The organism is Thermococcus henrietii (genome assembly GCF_900198835.1).
GTDB classification, from domain to species: domain Archaea; phylum Methanobacteriota_B; class Thermococci; order Thermococcales; family Thermococcaceae; genus Thermococcus; species Thermococcus henrietii.
The window spans coordinates 425,613-442,182 of record NZ_LT900021.1; the positions used below are offsets into that span (position 1 = coordinate 425,613).

The following is a 16,570-nucleotide window of genomic DNA, read 5'->3' on the forward strand; positions in this document are numbered from 1 at the left end:
TTTTTCCTCGTTGGTGATGGGAATGAAGGAAGCTCTCAAGCTCATTTCTAGGTCGAAGCTCATGGTTGCCGGCTTCACCATGCTAGTCTTGGCCATGCTTCTGTCGGCCCTCGCAGTATTTTACACGACGACACCCACTTACTCTTCAGGTGGTAGTCTTGGGCAGGGGGTCCACGTCATTGGCAACGGAAGCTTTGAGGATAGGTACTCATACTACAACCGAACCCTTACACTGAGTGCAAACAACGCCACGGTTCAGGTTTCTTGGACGGGTTTCAACAGAACATACAGCATCAGGGGAAACGTTACGGTTTACCCGTCCGACAGGCCTGAGGTGAACGTTATTAACGGCACCGTCACTTACACGTACAGGGTGAAGGCCATAAGCCACCCCTACTCTGACCTCGCGATACCCGCGTCGATTCTCGCAGTCGCTGGAACGATAACTTTTTGGGTTGCCTACGTTCACGCATTCAGGGGGAAGCGGAAATGAGGTCCCTCGACTACAACTCCGTCGTCGAGATAATCACGGCCTTTATCCGAGAGAAGGTAGAGGAGGCGAGAGCTGAGGGCGTTGTGATAGGGATAAGCGGCGGCATAGACAGCGCCACGACCGCTTACCTCGCCGTTAAGGCTCTTGGAAGGGAGCGCGTTCTCGGCCTGATAATGCCCTACTACCAGAACAGGGACGTTGAAGATGCGAGGCTCGTCTGCTCCTCCCTTGGAATCGAGTGCAGGGAGATAAACATAAAGCCCATCGTTGACTCGTTCGTTTCTCAGCTCGGCTTCCAGCCCGACAGGAGGAGCCTTGGCAACATCATGGCGAGAACGAGGATGGTTCTCCTCTACGCTCACGCCAATGAGAAGAACCGCCTCGTCCTTGGAACAAGCAACAGGAGCGAGTTCCTCACCGGCTACTTTACCAAGTGGGGCGATGGGGCGAGCGACTACGCGCCTCTCATAAACCTCTACAAAACCGAGGTCTGGGAGGTTGCGAAGCTCATCGGCGTTCCCGAGAGGATAATCGAGAAGAAACCCACCGCCGGTCTCTGGGAGGGTCAGACAGACGAGGACGAGCTCGGCATAAGCTACCGCCTCCTCGACGAAATCCTCTGGCGCCTCGTTGACCTGCTGAAGGACAAGGAGGAAATAGCTGAGGAGCTGGGCGTACCAATCGAGCGGGTCGAATACGTTGAGAACCTTGTTAAAAGGAGCGAGCACAAGCGCCGTCTGCCACTGGGCCCGAGCTTCTGAGGTGAGCCGATGAAGCGCGGTTACCTTCTCGTTTTTCTCGCTGCTTCAATGTGGGGAACCCTGGGAATCTTCGCGACCTACATCTACCGCTATAACGTTGATTCCTTCACGATGGTCTTCTGGCGCGTTCTCTTTGCTCTAATCATTCTCGGAACCTACATCTCGCTCTTCCTGCGCGAGAACCCCTTCACGCGCGAGAAACTGTGGTTCTACGCTGTTTACGGCCTCGTTGGAGTTTTCGCCTTCTACACCCTCTACTTCTACACCGTCAAAATCTCGTCAGTCGGTTTCGCGGTTCTGCTCGTCTACACAGCCCCCGCTTTCTCTGTAATCCTCGGCAGGTTAATCTTCAAGGAGCCGATAACGACCGAGAAGGCGATAGCCCTGGTGATGGTCCTTACAGGGGTCGTTCTCGTTGCAGGGAACGTTGACTTCAACGTGAGCCACTTGGCTTTACTGACAGGCATAGCGACCGGCTTCACCTACGCCCTCTATGGAGTCCTCGCCAAGTTCGGTGTCAGAAACGAGAGACCCGAGAGGGTTCTCTTCATGACCCTGCTCTTCGGCCTGTTCTTCCTCGCTCCCTTCTCTAAGTTCTCCGTTCCGAGGGGAGCGATTCCCTACCTTCTCGGTTTAGCGTTTTTCCCGACGTTCCTCGGCTACACCCTCTACAACCACGCCCTCAAAGAAGTGGAGGTCAGCAGGGCTAGCATAGTGGCGACCGTTGAGCCGGTGGTTGCAATAGTCCTCGCATACATCCTGTTTGATGAGGCTTTAACGCCCCTTCAGCTCCTCGGCGGGGCGCTCATAATAGGGGCATCAATCCTCGTGCACATGAGGGAAGGAAGGGGGAATCAGACGTAGAAGTACCTCTCGAGCTCCCACTCGGTCACCTTCTTGGTCTCCAGCGGGAGTTCTCTGCTCTCGAGGTAGGCGACGTACTCGCTCCATTCCCTTTCCTTGTAGGCGATGAAGTTCTCGTAGGCCTCTCCGAGTGCCGCTCTGATGACCTTGTCCTTTTTCAGCTCCTCCAGCGCCTCCCCGAGGCTTCCCGGAAGGGTCTCGATTCCCGCTTTGCTCCTCTCCTCTTCGCTCATCTCGTAGACGTTGGTCTCGACGTAGGCCTCAGGCTCAAGCTTCCTCTTAATTCCGTCGAGCCCGGCCAGAAGTATCGCCGAGAAAGCCAGGTACGGGTTGGCGCTCGGGTCTGGACAGCGGTACTCTATCCTAGCCCCGTTGCCCCAGAATGCCGGGACGCGGATTAGCGCGCTCCTGTTCCTGTAACCCCAGCTGATGTAGACAGGAGCCTCATAACCCGGAACGAGGCGCTTGTAGCTGTTCACCGTCGGGTTGGTCAGGGCCGTCAACGCCTTCGCGTGTTTGAGTATTCCAGCTATGAAATGAAGAGCCGTCTCGCTCAGCCCGTCCTCGCCGATGAATGCATTTTCTCCGTCCTTCCAGAGGCTTATGTGGAGGTGCATTCCGTTGCCCGGGTAGCCGTAGATGGGTTTCGGCATGAACGTTGCATACAACCCACGCATTTCGGCGATGGCCTTGACGACGTACTTGAAGCTCACGATGTTGTCGGCGGTTTTGAGGGCCTCATCGTAGCGGAAGTCAATCTCGTGCTGGGCCTTTCCAACCTCGTGGTGGAGCACCTCCGGAACGAGGCCGAAGGCCGGCATGTAGAGGGCTATCTCCCTCCTCAGCTCCCTCGCCTTGTCGAGAGTTACGAGGTCGAAGTAGCCCCCGCTGTCGGGTATGTGGAGCTCCCAGGTTCCGTTCTTCTTGAAGAGATAGAACTCCGGCTCCGGCCCGAGGTAGGCCTTGAAGCCGGCTTTCTCAAGCCTTTCAAGGGCCCTCCTGAGGACTCCCCTTGGGTCGGCCTTGTAGGGCTTTTCGTCCTTGTATATGTAGCCGTAGACCCTCGCTATGCCCTCCCAGGGAACCTCGGCGTAGGTGCTCGGGTCGGCCTTAAAGATAAGGTCGCTGTCCTCTATGCCCTGGAACCCGGGAATCGAGGAGCCGTCGAAGGCTATGCCCTCCTCTATTGCCTCCTCATACCTTGCTATAGGAACCTCCATTCCCTTCGGAACGCCGTTTATGTCCACGAATATGAGCTGGAGGAACCTCGGACCCTTCGTCTCGACTCCGAGGAGTTTTGCACTTTCGTTCATTTTTTCATCACCGTATTGATTTATTGTTCAATTATTTCCGCTAGATGCTGAACAGATACACCTAATTAACCCTTTCCCCTGAATTTTTGAACACCTGACGAAAAACGGCCTATGAACGTCATCGTTTTGACATAGATAAGTCTATTCTTTTGCTTAACTTTGAACTTTTTGACGAGAAGATGTTAAACAATGTTTATCTGTCTTGGCTCGAATTGACACCCGTATGAACCCTGAAAACGCCCTCTTGAGAGAAATCTACCGCATAAACAGCCACCTTCCGGCGAAGAGGCCAACCCTCGCCCGGCTCCTAGAAGACAACGAGCCATCGGTTAGGCTAAGGGACGGGAGCGTGCACTCCTTCCGAAAGGCAGAGCTCGAGAGGATTAAGGACCTTCTCGACCCCGGCGGCGAGGAGAAACTGCTCCTCCCGATAGTCCTTGAGATAGTGAGCGACTTCAGGGGCTACTTCAGGGTTAGGGGAAGGGTCGCGGTCAAGGTGATAGACAGGCTCCTCGGCTCCTATGATCCCCTAGACGAGCCGGAGGAAAGGCTCTACCCGAGGTACCTGCTCCCCAGGGTGAGGCGGGAGTTGCCGACGGCGACAACCTATGCCTTCATAGCGGAGTGATGGGTATGGATGACGATAGGAAGGTTTTCCTCAACTATCTCGCCTTCACTGTTCCCCACGTTACGGTTTTCGCCGGGGCGGTCTTTGGAATCCTCGTGCTCCTCGGCATAAAGACATCGCTAGCCCTTGGAATCTTCGCCCTCCTCTACGGAGTGATGCTTCTTGCCATAGCCCTCGTCGCCAGGGAGCACTTCTCCGGTCTAGGACTTTACAGGTTGTTCCTCCTTCTCTCGTTCATCCTGACCGTTTCGGGCGCGGTTCTGCTGGCACTCGGTCGGTAGTGTTTTATACCCTCCAGTTGTATAACCTTAGGGTGGTTTGAATGCGGAGGCTTTCCTCGGCCGTCATCCTCCTTATGTTGCTAGCCCTCATACCACCGAGCTCGGCGTCATCAAGTCAGGCGATTCAGGTTATAGCCGGGGATTACGCCGTTGGAACGTTCACGGTTTCAAACCCAACTGATGCCTCATACAAGCTCGCCGTGGTGAGGGACATCTGGGTTGAGGATTCCAGCGGAAAACGGGTGGAGGGCTTCAACGTAACGGTATCACCCCACATAGTCCAGGGATGGGGACCGCGGGAGGAGAAGACCTTCTCATACAATGTGAGTTGTTCTCCCAATGTTCCCGCGGGAAGCTACTACCTAAAGATTAGGTTCCTGGTTTCCCTATCAACTGGTGGCCTGTCCGCGTTCACGGCTTCAGTACCTTTGACGGTCCTCTCAACTCCTCTGCGCTTCGGTGAGGTCCACGCGTACACTCCCTCGGGCACCTGGCCGCTCGTTTTTATGGGCGAGGGCTTCGTTGTGTATTCCACGGTTCATAACCTAGGCCACAAAACCGTTAAAGGGACCGCGTACTTGACGGTTCTTCACGACGGAAAGCCCTACGTTCACCTGAGTAAGGGCGTCGTCTTTGGACCTGGAACTACGTCGGTGAGCTTTGAGGTGAAGACCCCGTACTCCCTCCCTCCGGGACACTACGTTTTTAACTACACCATAAGGACCCCCCGGGGAACGTTTTCCAGAACCAAAGCTTTCACCCTCAGCTGGGGTGTCTCACTCCTCGGTGTTTCTCTCGAGAGAAGTAGTGTTTACACGGGCGACAAGGTGGTTGCCTACGTTTCTGTTCTCTCCCAAAGAAACGTGCGGGCGAACCTGAGCGTGAAGTTCTACCTAAACGGGAAGCCGGTTTATTCCCTCACAAAACCTCTCTCACTCGACCAGGGCACTCTCGTCTTCAACGTGCCTCTGTTCACGAAAAAACCCGGTCAGTACCGCGTCTCGGTTTCCCTGCTCGTGGCTGGAAAGATTGTCGGCACTGCATCCTCGGAGTACAGGGTTATAGCGCCCCCCAAGATATCCTCGGTGGTACCAGCCCGTTCGGAGAAACTCCTTGAGTTCAGGGTTCTCCTTTCGAATCCAGGCCCCGCGACCTCTGGGCTCCTCTCGTACGTTGTTCGTCTCGAAAACGGCACGACCTACAGCGGCTCGAGGGTAGTTGATATACCCCCCGGAAACTCGACGGTTGACTTCTCTTTCCCCTCTGGTGAAGTTGGTGTGACGTACTCGTTCAACCTTTCCACCGACGGTCACGTTAGCTCGGTTAGTGGGACTCTTGCACCGCCCGTCCAGACCACGACCACCACCTCTACCAACAGCCCAACCTCTACTGAGACACTGGAAACCACATCAACTTCTTCCTCCCCCTCCAACTCAACGGCCCTCTCGAGCTCTGGAGGCAACGGGTGGTGGCCTGCTCTCGTTATCCTGCTGATAGTTCTCGTCGCCGTCGGTGCTTACTACACCCACTGGAACTCTGGTGGTAAGAAACGTCGGGGGAAGAGGGGGCCAAAGCGCCGTTCACCGCTCGGGAGGTTCAAGAGGCCAAAACCGCCAAAGTTCCATGAGAGGGACTCCCTGCCCAAAAAGAAGTGACCAAACCTTTTTATTCTCCCTTTTCTACTTCCTTACGGCGAGGGGGTCGGGGGCTCTCGGGGCACTCCCGAGGAAGTTCCGCCCACCGCACCGGGGCCGCGGTGCCGTAAGGCACCTCCCGGGAGGGAGGGCAACGGCGCAGAAACGACACGGCCCCCGGGAGATGTGGATGACGCGCGCGAAGGGCCCGGCGACGGGCACCGAGCTAACCCGCAGACAATCCTGGGGGATGCGGTGAAACGGCCGTCCCGCGGGGTGCAAGGCCGTGGGAGGGGCGATGAGTTCCCGGTGCGAGCCCCGTGGTAGGCCGCTCAGTCGAATGCCCCCTTGACACAGAAGGCGGGCTACGACCCCCTCGCCAAATCAATAGCTGAGGCGAGCAGAATTAGGGCGCCACCTATCACGGTTCTAACTCCCGGCACCTCTCCAAAGACTAGGAACGCGTAAACTATCGCGCTCAGCGGGTCGAGGTAGCTCAACAAAGAGGCGTCTTTGACCTCCACCTTCTTCAGCCCGTCCATGTAGATGTAGAGGGCGAACACCGTGTGGAGCAAGACGAGAACCGCTATTGCCCACCAGACCGGGCTTCCAACGTTCTCAACGGCCACAAAGGGAATTAAAACGACTGACGCTACCGCCAGCTGGAGGAAGGTTAGGCTCTCACCGTCAACGCCCCTCAGGAACCTGCCGAGGTTCGGAATCAGGGCATAGAAGAGCGCTCCCAGAAACGCGAACACGATTCCTGTGAATTCCTTGTCGGAGAGGCTGATTCTCTGGGAAGATGTTATGAGGAGCAGTCCCGTGAAGGCTATGGCGAGGCTCAGAACCTTTCCTGCGTCGAGCCTTTCATGGAGGAAGCGCCATGAAATCAGCGTCGCCAGAACCGGGGCGGTGTAGTAAACGAGAACTGCGTTCGCTATGGTTGTGTAGTTGAAGGCCGTGAAGAGGAAGACCCAATTCAAAGCTAAGGCCGTCCCGAGCGCGAGCATGTGATAGGGCCTCTCTCTAAGCTCTCTCAAAGCGTTTCCGAGCTTTCTCCTGAGGCCGAGGATTGGGAGAAGGACGAGCGCTCCAAGCGAAACCCTCGCAAAGGCGACGCCCAGGCCGGAAAGCCCGGAGAGCCTGCCGAATATCCCGACGCTCCCCCATATAAGCATTGCAAGCGCTATCTGGGCCTTTCCCCGGTTCATAGCGACTGCTCCCACTCCTCGTACGCTTCCTTCACTTCCTCCTTCCTGAACTCTGGCACGGCGTCCCTGAAGGGGTTAAAGCGCTCGAGTTTCCCCTCGTCTGGGCCGATGTAGGTCGCTATCAACCCCACCTTGGAGTGCAGGCTCGACGGCAGGCGGAGGATTCTCTTGACGTCAACTGTAACGCGCCCGTCGAAGTAGGCCTTGGAGAACGTACTCGATATCGAGAAGAGTCTTATGAGGGTTTTGTAGCCAACCCCGCTTGGAAAGGCCGCCAGCAGACCCCTCTCGACGAAGCTCCTGACGATTCTCTCCCGGCTCTCATCGCTCAGGAGTTTTCTGGCAAGGCCCTTCTTTATCCCCGCGCTTATCAGGTGGTTCTCGTTGGCCCTCCTTATGAAGTAACCGAAGCGGAGGCGGAAAACCCTGAAGTAGCCACTCGACAGCATAATCCTCCTGCTCATCACGTCCTCATAGGTTACCTCCTCCGAGGCGCTGATGTAGGCTAAAATTTTCTCGCGGGCCTTGGCGTCGAGCCTCAACGCCCACTCGTCGAGAACCCTTATGTGGTAGCCCCTGCCGGAGTAAATCACGTGGACGTTCTCGAAGCCGAAGTCCTCCTTAAGGACAACCAGGGTGTCCCTCGCGAGCTCCTTCGCGTCCTCCAGGCAGATTGGGCACACCTGCCCGCTCGGGTGCCTGTCCATACACCTCCTGAGGGGCAAGTCCTTGGCGTCTATGTCGAAGACGAGCTCTGCACCGAGCCAGCCCTCCATCTGGGCCGGCTCGCGGTAGAGCGCAACCGATGTGTAGATTGCGTAGGGGGAGGTGGCCTTAACGTAGTCCTCCAAATCTCTAACGTCGGTGAATACGTTCTTCCTGTCGCTCGGCCCCTCCCCGGTGTGGTCGAAGCCGAACTCGCGCTTTTCGAGGCTATCAAGGATGAACTCCGGAATCCTCTCGGCCTTCCACTCGCCCTTGTAGTAGAGCTCCCTCTCCTCCCTGCTGACCTCTCTGAGCAGTTCAGCCACCCTCCTCACCCCCTTCACCGGTTTCGCTCCGCTCCTCCCTCGCGAGCCTTCTCAGATAGTAGGTCAGCGGGTTCTTGACCCCCCTGCAGTACCTGTCCGGCTTGCATAGCTGGGGAGCGTTGGCCCTTATCTTGTCGCAGTTCGGCGGGAAGTACCACGTTGAGTTCCCGCTGTCCTCGAGCGTTGGCTTGTCGGTTAATCCGAAGCCGAGGTGGTACCAGATGTTCTTAATCTCGTGGGGCTGGTCCTCGAAGAGCGGCGGCTTGCAGCGGTTGCCGGCCTCAATGATAACGGGTAGAATCTCCTCCTCGACGACCCTTAAATCGCTCACGCAGTCCTTAACGCGGACGTCCTTCCTCGGCGGATTTGGACAGATGCGCGCGTAGCTCAGGAAGCTCGTTAAAAGGACCGTAATCGCATAGTTCCTCATTCCAGCGGGGACGCCTTTTAGGGCTTCTTTAACGCACGGCGGGAAGAGGTCGAAGCGGAGCGGTTTCGCGCCAACCTTTCCGAGCTTCTCAAGCCTCTCCTTGAAGTACTCCCCGGCGAGCTCCTCAAGCTTCTCTTTGAGCTCCTCGTAGAACCCGGGGAGTTCGTCCCTGACGTCCGCGAGAAGACCAACGGCCCTGTCGAAGCGCCTCTCGAAGGCCATCTCCCAGAGCTTTAACGCCTCGTCCCAGCGGAGGTAGGCGTATCCTTTCCTCACGTAGACCTCTTTCAGCGACCCCTCCCAGAGCTCAAGGAACTCGCTCAAGTGCATTCTGTACTTCAGCTTGAGTTTCCCCCTCTCCTCCTCGGGCAGACTTCTGTCCATCGCCCTCTCCAGTATCTTCCTGTCCCTTTCAGGTATTCCCTTTGCCGGCTCAATCTTTAGAAGGCTACCCTCCAGCAAGCCCTTTCTCTCTATTCTCGCGCGGTAGAGCCTCGCGGTCGCTTTCTTCACGAACTCGGCCTCGATACCGTAAGGGGAGAAAGCCAGCGCCCCGAGGAGGGCGTAGAATCGGAAAAGGTCTCTGAGCTCCTCAAGTGTGTCGACGGTGAGGAGGTTTTCGGGGGGCTCCTTTGATTCGAGCATCCACCTGACGAGTGAGATGGCTTCATCTGGGTCTATGCTTGAGGGGATTCTCTCAAGGAGCGTTAAAACATCGCCGAATTCACGCCTTATTAGTTCCTGTGCCTCCCTTCCAAAGGGGTCGGGCATGGTTTCACCTTGCTCTCACTTTGCCTTTTTCAATAAAACGTTTCCGCCCCGATGGTACCCCTTGGCGGTTTTGAGTGGGCCCCGTTGTAAATCTTCCATTGAAAGGGACTTTAGTTCCGTTATCTTCCAAAAGTTTTATATCCACAAACCATCAAATAGCTATAGCGGATGAACTAAGGGATTCCCTAACAGCCATCACGGTGATTCGTATGACCAGAGAGATGTGGCAAGTTCGCAGGGTCAAGACCGGGATTCCCGGTTTTGACGACCTCGTTGAGGGGGGATTCCCAGAGGGAACCACGGTCCTTGTAACCGGTCCCACCGGAAGCGGTAAGACAACGTTCGCGGTTCAGTTCGTTTACAAGGGTGTTGAACTCTACGATGAGCCTGGAGTGATAGTTACCCTAGAGGAGCGGGCACAGGACTTGAGAAGGGAGATGAGGACCTTCGGTTGGGATATTGAGCAGTACGAGAAACAGGGAAAGATAGCAATCGTTGACGGTGTCAGCGCGGTCGTTGGGCTCCCATCGGAGGAACAGTACGTTCTCGAGGGCAATCTCAACGCCGAGGACTTCCTTCGTTACATCTACCGCGTCGTTAAGGCAATCAACGCCAGAAGGCTCGTTATAGATTCAATTCCCTCGATAGCCTTCCGCCTCAAGAAGGAGGAAGAAATCAGGGAAATGCTTCTTCAGCTCAATACGATACTTCTTGAGATGGGCGTCACGTCAATCCTCACAACCGAGGCTCCCGACCCCGGCAGGGGCAAAATCAGCAGGTACGGCGTCGAGGAGTACATCTCCAGGGGCGTCATCCTTCTCGACTTCATCGAGAGGGAGGTTGAACTCAAGCGCTACCTCCTAATCAGGAAGATGCGCGAAACTCGGCACTCGATGAAGAAGTACCCCTTCGAGATAACCGAAGAGGGCATCGTCGTCTACCCAAGCGGGGAAATCTACTGATACCTAAAATTTTTTAAGGTCTCCCTCCTTACCATTTTCAATGGTTCAGCGGCGATTATTGGTATTCGTCCTGCTGTCCTCACTCTTCATCGTTTCCCTTTCGCTTAGCCGTTACTCCCCGGAGAAAGAGTCCTTCACCGGCCTCTGCGTTTACTCTTCCGGCTCCCTATCAGTTCTCTACAACGGCACCGCAACGGTTGCGCTCGGGAAGTCTTTGGAGCTCGGAAGGGTCTACACCGTCGAGGGCAGGCTCAGGGCAACCCACCGCGGTCTCTGGATGGACGTTTCCGCAGTAGTCCCTGCAAACGCGACGTTTCCCCTTGAGAGCCTTGAAGGGGCTTACTGGTACTCTAACGGCCCGGTTCTGCTAACCCCCTCGAGGGTCCTTCTTGCCTACGCACTCACCGTTCCGAAGGGAAGCCGCGTAAGGCTTGAGGGACTGACCTATGGCTCGAAGTTCTATCCCGTCAATGTTGAGGAGCTCGGCTATTTGAGGGAACCCAAAAACGGCATGCCCTACCCGCTTGAGGGCGTTGTTCTCTACGGTGGAAACCCCGCAGCAGTCTGGAACGGGAGCGAGGAGTTCAGGGTTTACCTCCCCCACGGCCTTTCCCTCAGACCGGGCCTTCGCGTCAAAGTCCTCGGCGTTGTGAGGCTTTACTCGACGATTACCCTCTACGTCGATTCCGTCAACGACGTTAATGTCCTTGGGTCTGCAGAGAAGAAACCCATCAATCTGGCCCAAATCGGGGATATAGCCACCGGCGAGTGTCTCGTTATCAAAAGTACCTCCCGCTACCTGAAGCTCGACTGCACAAGCTTGAGGCTCTACGGTTTCCATGCGAGAACCGGCGACACGGTTCGTTTTGAGGCCCTGAGAAGGAAGTCCAGTTTGCTCTGCCTGAACTGCTCCATCGTGAAGCCCCGGGAGAAACTGCCCAACGGCATATGTTCCTTCAACGAAGGCTCCTTCGCGAGAATCTCGGGAAAAGTCACCTGGGTAACGGTTTACAGGAGCGGCTTTGGAATAGCAAACGTGACAAACGGCACCTGCTCGGTTCTCCTCAAGCTCCCATCGAGGCTCGGTGTCTCTCTGGCTGAAAACGAGAGCATAACCACCTACGGCTTCTTCACGACCTACAGGGGAAAGCCGGCGTTTGAAGTTCAGTCTGGTGAGGACCTTTGCTCCGGGAAGCACTGTTAGGCCTCCTGCTCGGCACTTTCACGGGAATAACGCCGGGAATTCATGTGAACACTTTGGCTTCCCTTCTCCGCGGTTTCGGCCTAAGCGCGGTCGTTCTCTTTGCGATGGGATTAACTCACACGTTCCTCGACGTAATCCCTTCAACTTTTCTTGGAGTTCCCGATGAAGGAACGGCCCTCGGCGTTTTGCCGGCTCACCGGCTCGTGCTCAGCGGTAGGGGCCTTGAAGTCGTCAGGATAGCGCTCATCGCGAGTTTTCTGGCAGTCATTTTCTTCCTCCCGCTGGTCCCATTATACCTTCTCCTCGCCCCCCTCTACAGGCCGGCCTTTGGAAAGTTCGCCGTCCTGCTCCTAATAATTCTCCTCGTCTTCACAGAGCGGAGTGTGAAAAGGATTTATGCGCTCTTCGTGGTGCTCCTCTCCGGACTCCTGGGCCTTTTTATTCTCTCGCTCCCGCTGAACGAGCCATTTTATGTCCTCTTCACCGGGCTCTTCGGCGTTCCGGTTATAGTCTCCTCCCTCCTGGCCGGGGCCAAGCGGGTAGAGCCTGGCAGTCCGGAGCTCGAGATTACTCCCAGAAGGCTCACTCTGTTTTCTTTCATGGGGACGCTCTTCGGTATGCTTGCTTCCCTCCTCCCGGCCTTCACGGCATCGCAGGCGGCCCTGCTCGGCTCGTTCATCTCCCGGGACGAGCGCTCGTTCCTGACAATCGTCTATTCCGTCAACACCGCCAACTTCCTCTTCGCCTTCCTCAACTTCCTTGAAACGGGAAGGGAAAGAAACGGAGTGGTGACGCTGATGGAGCCCCTGAGCGTCAAAGCCCTCCCGGCGTTCCTACTCGTTGCGCTCTTCGTGGGCCTCGCGGTTCTCCTCTACGGCGAGTCCCTTGCGAGGTTTCTGGCGGGGGCCCTATCGAGGCTCCCGTACCGGTTTATCAACCTCACTGTTCTGGCGTTTCTGGTTCTCCTGGCCTTCATCTTCGACGGCCTTCCGGGCCTGTTCGCGCTGACCGCTTCCTCGATTGTGGGTTACCTAACCGTTCTCCTCGGGGTGAAGAGGACGGCCTGCATGGGCTCCCTGATGCTCCCGGTTCTGCTAAGATGAAACGTCAGGCGGACTTCTCCTTCATAATCTTCTGGAACTCGGAGTAATCCGTCACGATTCTCTTGCCGTCGAGGGTCTCGAAGTACACCTTCTTGACCTTAATCTTCTTGACGTCGGTGTACTTCATCTCGGGCGGGTCGTAGGAGCCTGGCTCCACAACCTCGTCCTCGACGACGTAGGTCTTCAGCTCGGGCTGGCCGATGTATTTCCAAACCTCGTAGAAGACCTCGGGCTCGAGGTGGATTTCGCCGTCGAGCTCAATCCAGTCGGCGCCAATCTCTTCCAAGAACTCCTTTACAACGTCGAAGTGCATAGAAACCACCGCTCTAATATAGGGTTCCGGGGGTTAAATACCTATCGCCGGGCAGGTTTTTAAACCCCCTTCTCTAACCCCTCCGGTGGTGAGAATGGCGAGGGTAATCGTTGACGCCCAGGCGGCGAGGGCCATAGGGAAGGGCGCGATGATAGTCTTCAAGAAGGGTGTCGTGAGAACCGAGGGGGACTTTGAGCCCGGGGATATAGTAGAGGTCTACACGAGGGGAGGGAAGTTCCTCGGCAGGGGCTTCGTCAACCCCAACTCAAACATAATGGTCCGCCTGCTCATCAAGGACAGGGAAACCCCGATAACGAAGGAGCTCTTCAAGGAGAGGATTAGGAAGGCCAACGAGTACAGGAAGAAGGTTCTCGGCTACGACAAGGCTTACAGAATGGTCTACGGCGAGGCCGACTATCTGCCCGGCCTGATAGTCGACCGCTTCAACGAGATAGCCTCACTTCAGATTTCGAGCATCGGCATGGAGAAGTTTAAGCTCGATTTGGCCGAGGCCATAATGGAGGTCGAACCGGAAATAGAGACCGTTTTCGAGAAGAACACCGGAAGGAGCAGGCGCAGGGAGGGGTTACCTGAAATCGAGCGCGTTCTCCTCGGTAAGGAGAAGTACAGAACGATAATCGAGGAAGGAAAGGCCAAGTTCATCGTCGACATGCGCGGTCAGAAAACGGGCTTCTTCCTCGACCAGCGCGAGAACAGGATAGCCCTGGAGAAGTACGTCAAGCCGGGAATGAGGGTTCTCGACGTCTTCACCTACACCGGTGGCTTCGCGATACACGCAGCGGTGGCTGGAGCCGAGGAAGTGGTTGCGGTTGACAAGTCCCCACGGGCCATTGAAACCGCCAAGGAGAACGCCAGGCTCAACGGCGTTGAAGATAAAATGAAGTTCATCGTCGGTTCCGCCTTCCCCGTTATGGAGGAGATGCTCAGGAGGGGCGAGAAGTTCGACATAGTTATCCTTGACCCACCTGCCTTCGTCCAGCACGAGAAGGACCTCCAGCGCGGACTCAGGGCTTACTTCAACGTCAACCACGCCGGCCTGAAGCTCGTTAAGGAGGGTGGAATCCTCGTCACCTGCTCCTGCTCCCAGCACGTTGACATGCAGGCCTTCAAGGACATGGTCATTGCCGCTGGGGCAAAGGCCGGCAAGTTCCTCAAGATGCTCGAGCCCTACAGGACTCAGGCCCCGGACCACCCGATACTCATGGCCTCGAAGGACACCGAATACCTTAAGTGTCTCTTCCTCTACGTTGAGGATATGCGCTGAAACTCGGGGACGATGACGAGAAAGCACCTCCACTGAGACCGGCGTGAGTGCTGAGACGCCCACGGTCCGAGTCCCGTTATGGTCGCTCTATCGACCGAAATCCTTTTCTATTTGGTTGTTCAAACGACCAAAATTGCGGAAGTTATGGCTGTTACAACGACCATTACAGTCTGAGTATCAAACTGTGCCTCCACCGCGTCCCAGCTTTGAATTTGACGTCCTTTACGGAATAGCCCAGCTCTTCCCCCTTCTCGGCTATAACCCTTATCAGCTCCTCCTTGTCGGGAAGAAAGAGGGCCACCCTTCCGCCGGACCGTAGGTAGTCCCTCGCTTCCTCAATAAGTTTCACCGAGAAGGCCTCGCCGTACTTCCCACCGCCAACGCCTTCCCTCTCCGTTAAAACGCCTCTCGTCGGCCTCTCGTAGTAGGGAGGAGCCGAGAAGATGACGTCGAAGCGCTCTCCTTCGGGGATTACCCCCCGGATTATGCCTCCGTCGCTCTTGATTAGCCTGACCTTTGCGCCGTTACGCTCGATGTTCCTCCGCGCGTACTCAAAGAACTCATCGTCCAGCTCCGTGGCCGTTACCTCACAGTCGAAAAGCCTCTCAGCCATAAGCGCCATCATCGCGGTGTGTCCGGTTCCAATCTCCAGAACCTTCTCCCCGCCCCTCAAAAACGTCTTAAGGAAGAGGTAGCGCGATATCGGGGGCGTCACGAGACCGCGCGGGTGGTATTCTATCTCCAGCCCGAAGAGGGCCTTCGCTATCGCCCTATTGTAGAGTATCCTCGCCCTCCTGTTCGAGAAGTCGAGCCTTCCGAGCTCGTCAACGTATTCCTCCAGCTCCGGAAAGAGCTTAACCGCTTCCCTCACAGGCAGTCCGAGCTTTCCGTCCTTCCAGAGGGGCATGGAAAGAGGTGGAAACTGGAAAGAAAAGGCTTTCGCTCAGCGCAGGGCGAGGTAGGTCATTACTTTGGCGTCCTCGACCATGTTGTCAATCTTGGCGTACTCGTTGGGCTGGTGGGCCATCTCGTCGAGCGTCGCCCAGACGACGGCCGGAATTCCCTTCCTCCTGAAGAACGCCGCGAAGGTTCCACCACCTATACCACCAACCTTTGCTTCCTTCCCGCGTAGCTCCTTTATCGCCTCCTTCAGGAGCCTCACTATCTCACTGTTCGGGTCTGTCGGCGGTGCCGGGTCGCCCCTCTGGAGGACCTCCACCTCGATTTCGGGGAGAACCTTCCCGTCAAGCTCCTTCCTGTGCCTCTCCTTAACTTCCTTCGCGACGTCCTCGACGTCCCTGAGAATATCGTCGAGGCTGTACCTCGGCAGAACCCTGCAGTCGAAAACGACCTCGTGCTCGCCGGGAATTATGTTGGGGCTGTCGGCCGGGTTTCCTCCCATCGTCGGCTCGAAGGTGCTCTCCTGCGGGTCAAAGAGCCCGTCCCTCTCGCTGTACTTCTCGTGAAGCCTTTTGTCGAGGTTGTAGGCCAAATCTAGTGCGACGCGGTGCGCGTTTAAACCTTTGTCCGGCATGCTCGCGTGCACCTGCTGGCCCTTAACTTTGAACCTGAACCAGAGGATTCCCTTTTCGGCAACCTCTATGAACGTTCCGTCCTCGTTTCCGCCGTCCGGGACGAGCACGAGGTCGTCTTCCCTGAACAGCTCCGGGTGCTCCTTCATAAGCCACCCGATTCCGTACTTGCTCCCGGTTTCCTCGTCGCTGACGAAGGCCAAAATGACGGTTCTCTTCGGCCTTATCCCGAGGTTCATCATGGCCCTCACAGCGTAAAGCGAAGCAACCAAACTCTGTCCGTTGTCCTCGCTTCCCCTGCCGTAAACCTTGCCGTCCTTCACGAGCGGTTTGAAGGGCTCCGTAACGGTCCACTTGCTCAGGTCCCCCGGCGGAACGACGTCGATGTGCGTGAGAATCCAGAGCCTCTCGCTCTCCTCGCCTTTCTCGCCGTAGTAATAGGCCAGTATATTCGGCCTGACCCCGTTCTTGGCCCTCTCGTCCGGGGCGTTGTAGACCTCGACCTTATCGAAGGGCCAGTCCCTGATAATCTCAAGCAGCTTCTGCGCCTTGTCGTACTCCCCCTCGTAGCCGTAGTCGGGGCTTATGGCCGGAATCTTAATCAGCTCGACGAGCGTCTTTACCATCTCATCCCTTAAGCTTTCAACTTCCTTCAGAACCCCTTCGAACTCCATCAGAACCACCGCCACTACTTCTCCCCGGAGCTTAAACCGGTTTCGGAGCGCTTATATACCCCACCGCCCAAACCCTACCG

17 protein-coding genes and 1 other RNA gene are annotated in these 16,570 nt (G+C 56.3%); 11 read left to right on the forward strand and 7 right to left on the reverse strand.

Annotated elements, in window-relative coordinates:
• The first annotated feature begins 16 nt into the window (after positions 1-16).
• Genes CS910_RS02365 through CS910_RS02375 form a run of 3 tightly spaced genes read left to right on the forward strand, consistent with a single transcriptional unit; the run spans position 17 to position 2,118 of the window.
• The gene (locus CS910_RS02365; RefSeq protein ID WP_145955336.1) at positions 17-493 is read left to right on the forward strand and encodes a hypothetical protein; all 477 of its coding nucleotides are present in this window, start codon (positions 17-19) and stop codon (positions 491-493) included.
• Positions 490-1,254 carry an NAD+ synthase gene (locus tag CS910_RS02370; protein WP_099209562.1) on the forward strand — a complete coding sequence of 255 codons (765 nt, stop codon included), beginning with the start codon at positions 490-492 and terminating at the stop codon, positions 1,252-1,254. Before CS910_RS02365 ends, CS910_RS02370 begins: the two co-directional genes overlap by 4 nt.
• Positions 1,255-1,263: 9 nt before the next feature.
• Positions 1,264-2,118, forward strand: a complete 855-nt coding sequence (locus tag CS910_RS02375) for an EamA family transporter (RefSeq protein ID WP_099209563.1) — start codon at positions 1,264-1,266, stop codon at positions 2,116-2,118.
• On the opposite strand, the gene glnA is transcribed toward CS910_RS02375, so the two are convergent.
• Positions 2,109-3,431 carry a type I glutamate--ammonia ligase gene (glnA, locus tag CS910_RS02380; protein WP_099209564.1) on the reverse strand — a complete coding sequence of 441 codons (1,323 nt, stop codon included), beginning with the start codon at positions 3,429-3,431 and terminating at the stop codon, positions 2,109-2,111. The two genes, CS910_RS02375 and glnA, sit on opposite strands and share 10 nt — an antisense overlap.
• 223 nt (positions 3,432-3,654) lie before the next feature.
• Between glnA and CS910_RS02385 the strand changes: the two genes are divergently transcribed.
• The 4 genes from CS910_RS02385 to rnpB all read left to right on the forward strand — a co-directional run bounded on the left by CS910_RS02385 (position 3,655) and on the right by rnpB (position 6,354).
• Positions 3,655-4,059 (forward strand): DUF61 family protein, encoded by a 405-nt coding sequence (locus tag CS910_RS02385; protein ID WP_099209565.1) that lies wholly within the window; start codon positions 3,655-3,657, stop codon positions 4,057-4,059.
• Positions 4,059-4,340 carry a hypothetical protein gene (locus tag CS910_RS02390; RefSeq protein ID WP_317450594.1) on the forward strand — a complete coding sequence of 94 codons (282 nt, stop codon included), beginning with the start codon at positions 4,059-4,061 and terminating at the stop codon, positions 4,338-4,340. Before CS910_RS02385 ends, CS910_RS02390 begins: the two co-directional genes overlap by 1 nt.
• A gap of 41 nt (positions 4,341-4,381) precedes the next feature.
• On the forward strand, positions 4,382-5,995 hold the full coding sequence (locus CS910_RS02395; RefSeq protein ID WP_099209567.1) for a COG1361 family protein: 1,614 nt from the start codon (positions 4,382-4,384) through the stop codon (positions 5,993-5,995).
• Between the two features lie 37 nt (positions 5,996-6,032).
• An RNA gene (rnpB, locus tag CS910_RS02400) (RNase P RNA component) lies at positions 6,033-6,354 on the forward strand.
• Here rnpB and CS910_RS02405 read toward each other — a convergent pair.
• Genes CS910_RS02405 through priL form a run of 3 tightly spaced genes read right to left on the reverse strand, consistent with a single transcriptional unit; the run spans position 6,340 to position 9,417 of the window.
• A complete protein-coding gene (locus tag CS910_RS02405) occupies positions 6,340-7,185 on the reverse strand; it encodes a DMT family transporter (RefSeq protein ID WP_099209568.1) in 846 nt (281 codons plus the stop codon). The two genes, rnpB and CS910_RS02405, sit on opposite strands and share 15 nt — an antisense overlap.
• Positions 7,182-8,216, reverse strand: a complete 1,035-nt coding sequence (priS, locus tag CS910_RS02410; RefSeq protein ID WP_099212380.1) for a DNA primase catalytic subunit PriS — start codon at positions 8,214-8,216, stop codon at positions 7,182-7,184. The genes CS910_RS02405 and priS overlap by 4 nt, the downstream gene beginning before the upstream one ends.
• The gene (priL, locus tag CS910_RS02415) at positions 8,209-9,417 is read right to left on the reverse strand and encodes a DNA primase large subunit PriL (RefSeq protein ID WP_099209569.1); all 1,209 of its coding nucleotides are present in this window, start codon (positions 9,415-9,417) and stop codon (positions 8,209-8,211) included. The genes priS and priL overlap by 8 nt, the downstream gene beginning before the upstream one ends.
• 209 nt (positions 9,418-9,626) lie before the next feature.
• Between priL and CS910_RS02420 the strand changes: the two genes are divergently transcribed.
• The 3 genes from CS910_RS02420 to CS910_RS02430 are packed head-to-tail and all read left to right on the forward strand — an operon-like array spanning position 9,627 to position 12,686.
• Positions 9,627-10,379 carry an ATPase domain-containing protein gene (locus CS910_RS02420; RefSeq protein WP_099209570.1) on the forward strand — a complete coding sequence of 251 codons (753 nt, stop codon included), beginning with the start codon at positions 9,627-9,629 and terminating at the stop codon, positions 10,377-10,379.
• Between the two features lie 40 nt (positions 10,380-10,419).
• Positions 10,420-11,583: a hypothetical protein gene (locus CS910_RS02425; protein WP_099209571.1), complete on the forward strand. Its 1,164-nt coding sequence runs from the start codon at positions 10,420-10,422 to the stop codon at positions 11,581-11,583.
• Entirely contained in the window at positions 11,562-12,686 is a 1,125-nt protein-coding gene (locus CS910_RS02430; RefSeq protein ID WP_099209572.1) for a tripartite tricarboxylate transporter permease, read from the forward strand. Before CS910_RS02425 ends, CS910_RS02430 begins: the two co-directional genes overlap by 22 nt.
• 4 nt (positions 12,687-12,690) lie before the next feature.
• On the opposite strand, the gene CS910_RS02435 is transcribed toward CS910_RS02430, so the two are convergent.
• On the reverse strand, positions 12,691-12,999 hold the full coding sequence (locus CS910_RS02435) for a DUF5748 family protein (protein ID WP_099209573.1): 309 nt from the start codon (positions 12,997-12,999) through the stop codon (positions 12,691-12,693).
• 94 nt (positions 13,000-13,093) lie between these two features.
• On the opposite strand from CS910_RS02435, the gene CS910_RS02440 reads away from it, so the two are divergent.
• Entirely contained in the window at positions 13,094-14,284 is a 1,191-nt protein-coding gene (locus tag CS910_RS02440) for a class I SAM-dependent rRNA methyltransferase (RefSeq protein WP_099209574.1), read from the forward strand.
• Between the two features lie 163 nt (positions 14,285-14,447).
• On the opposite strand, the gene CS910_RS02445 is transcribed toward CS910_RS02440, so the two are convergent.
• Together CS910_RS02445 and CS910_RS02450 are read right to left on the reverse strand one after the other, a co-directional pair.
• Positions 14,448-15,191, reverse strand: a complete 744-nt coding sequence (locus tag CS910_RS02445; protein ID WP_099209575.1) for an RlmF-related methyltransferase — start codon at positions 15,189-15,191, stop codon at positions 14,448-14,450.
• Between the two features lie 36 nt (positions 15,192-15,227).
• Positions 15,228-16,490 (reverse strand): M20 family metallo-hydrolase, encoded by a 1,263-nt coding sequence (locus CS910_RS02450; protein ID WP_099209576.1) that lies wholly within the window; start codon positions 16,488-16,490, stop codon positions 15,228-15,230.
• Positions 16,491-16,570: the final 80 nt, after the last annotated feature.

Bases quoted from the DNA above. Each gene is read 5' to 3' on its own strand.
- CS910_RS02365 (WP_145955336.1), top strand. From the start codon at position 17: ATGGGAATGAAGGAAGCTCTCAAGCTCATTTCTAGGTCGAAGCTCATG.
- CS910_RS02370 (WP_099209562.1), top strand. From the start codon at position 490: ATGAGGTCCCTCGACTACAACTCCGTCGTCGAGATAATCACGGCCTTT.
- CS910_RS02375 (WP_099209563.1), top strand. From the start codon at position 1,264: ATGAAGCGCGGTTACCTTCTCGTTTTTCTCGCTGCTTCAATGTGGGGA.
- glnA (WP_099209564.1), bottom strand. From the start codon at position 3,431: ATGAACGAAAGTGCAAAACTCCTCGGAGTCGAGACGAAGGGTCCGAGG.
- CS910_RS02385 (WP_099209565.1), top strand. From the start codon at position 3,655: ATGAACCCTGAAAACGCCCTCTTGAGAGAAATCTACCGCATAAACAGC.
- CS910_RS02390 (WP_317450594.1), top strand. From the start codon at position 4,059: ATGGGTATGGATGACGATAGGAAGGTTTTCCTCAACTATCTCGCCTTC.
- CS910_RS02395 (WP_099209567.1), top strand. From the start codon at position 4,382: ATGCGGAGGCTTTCCTCGGCCGTCATCCTCCTTATGTTGCTAGCCCTC.
- CS910_RS02405 (WP_099209568.1), bottom strand. From the start codon at position 7,185: ATGAACCGGGGAAAGGCCCAGATAGCGCTTGCAATGCTTATATGGGGG.
- priL (WP_099209569.1), bottom strand. From the start codon at position 9,417: ATGCCCGACCCCTTTGGAAGGGAGGCACAGGAACTAATAAGGCGTGAA.
- CS910_RS02420 (WP_099209570.1), top strand. From the start codon at position 9,627: ATGACCAGAGAGATGTGGCAAGTTCGCAGGGTCAAGACCGGGATTCCC.
- CS910_RS02425 (WP_099209571.1), top strand. From the start codon at position 10,420: ATGGTTCAGCGGCGATTATTGGTATTCGTCCTGCTGTCCTCACTCTTC.
- CS910_RS02435 (WP_099209573.1), bottom strand. From the start codon at position 12,999: ATGCACTTCGACGTTGTAAAGGAGTTCTTGGAAGAGATTGGCGCCGAC.
- CS910_RS02440 (WP_099209574.1), top strand. From the start codon at position 13,094: ATGGCGAGGGTAATCGTTGACGCCCAGGCGGCGAGGGCCATAGGGAAG.
- CS910_RS02445 (WP_099209575.1), bottom strand. From the start codon at position 15,191: ATGCCCCTCTGGAAGGACGGAAAGCTCGGACTGCCTGTGAGGGAAGCG.
- CS910_RS02450 (WP_099209576.1), bottom strand. From the start codon at position 16,490: ATGGAGTTCGAAGGGGTTCTGAAGGAAGTTGAAAGCTTAAGGGATGAG.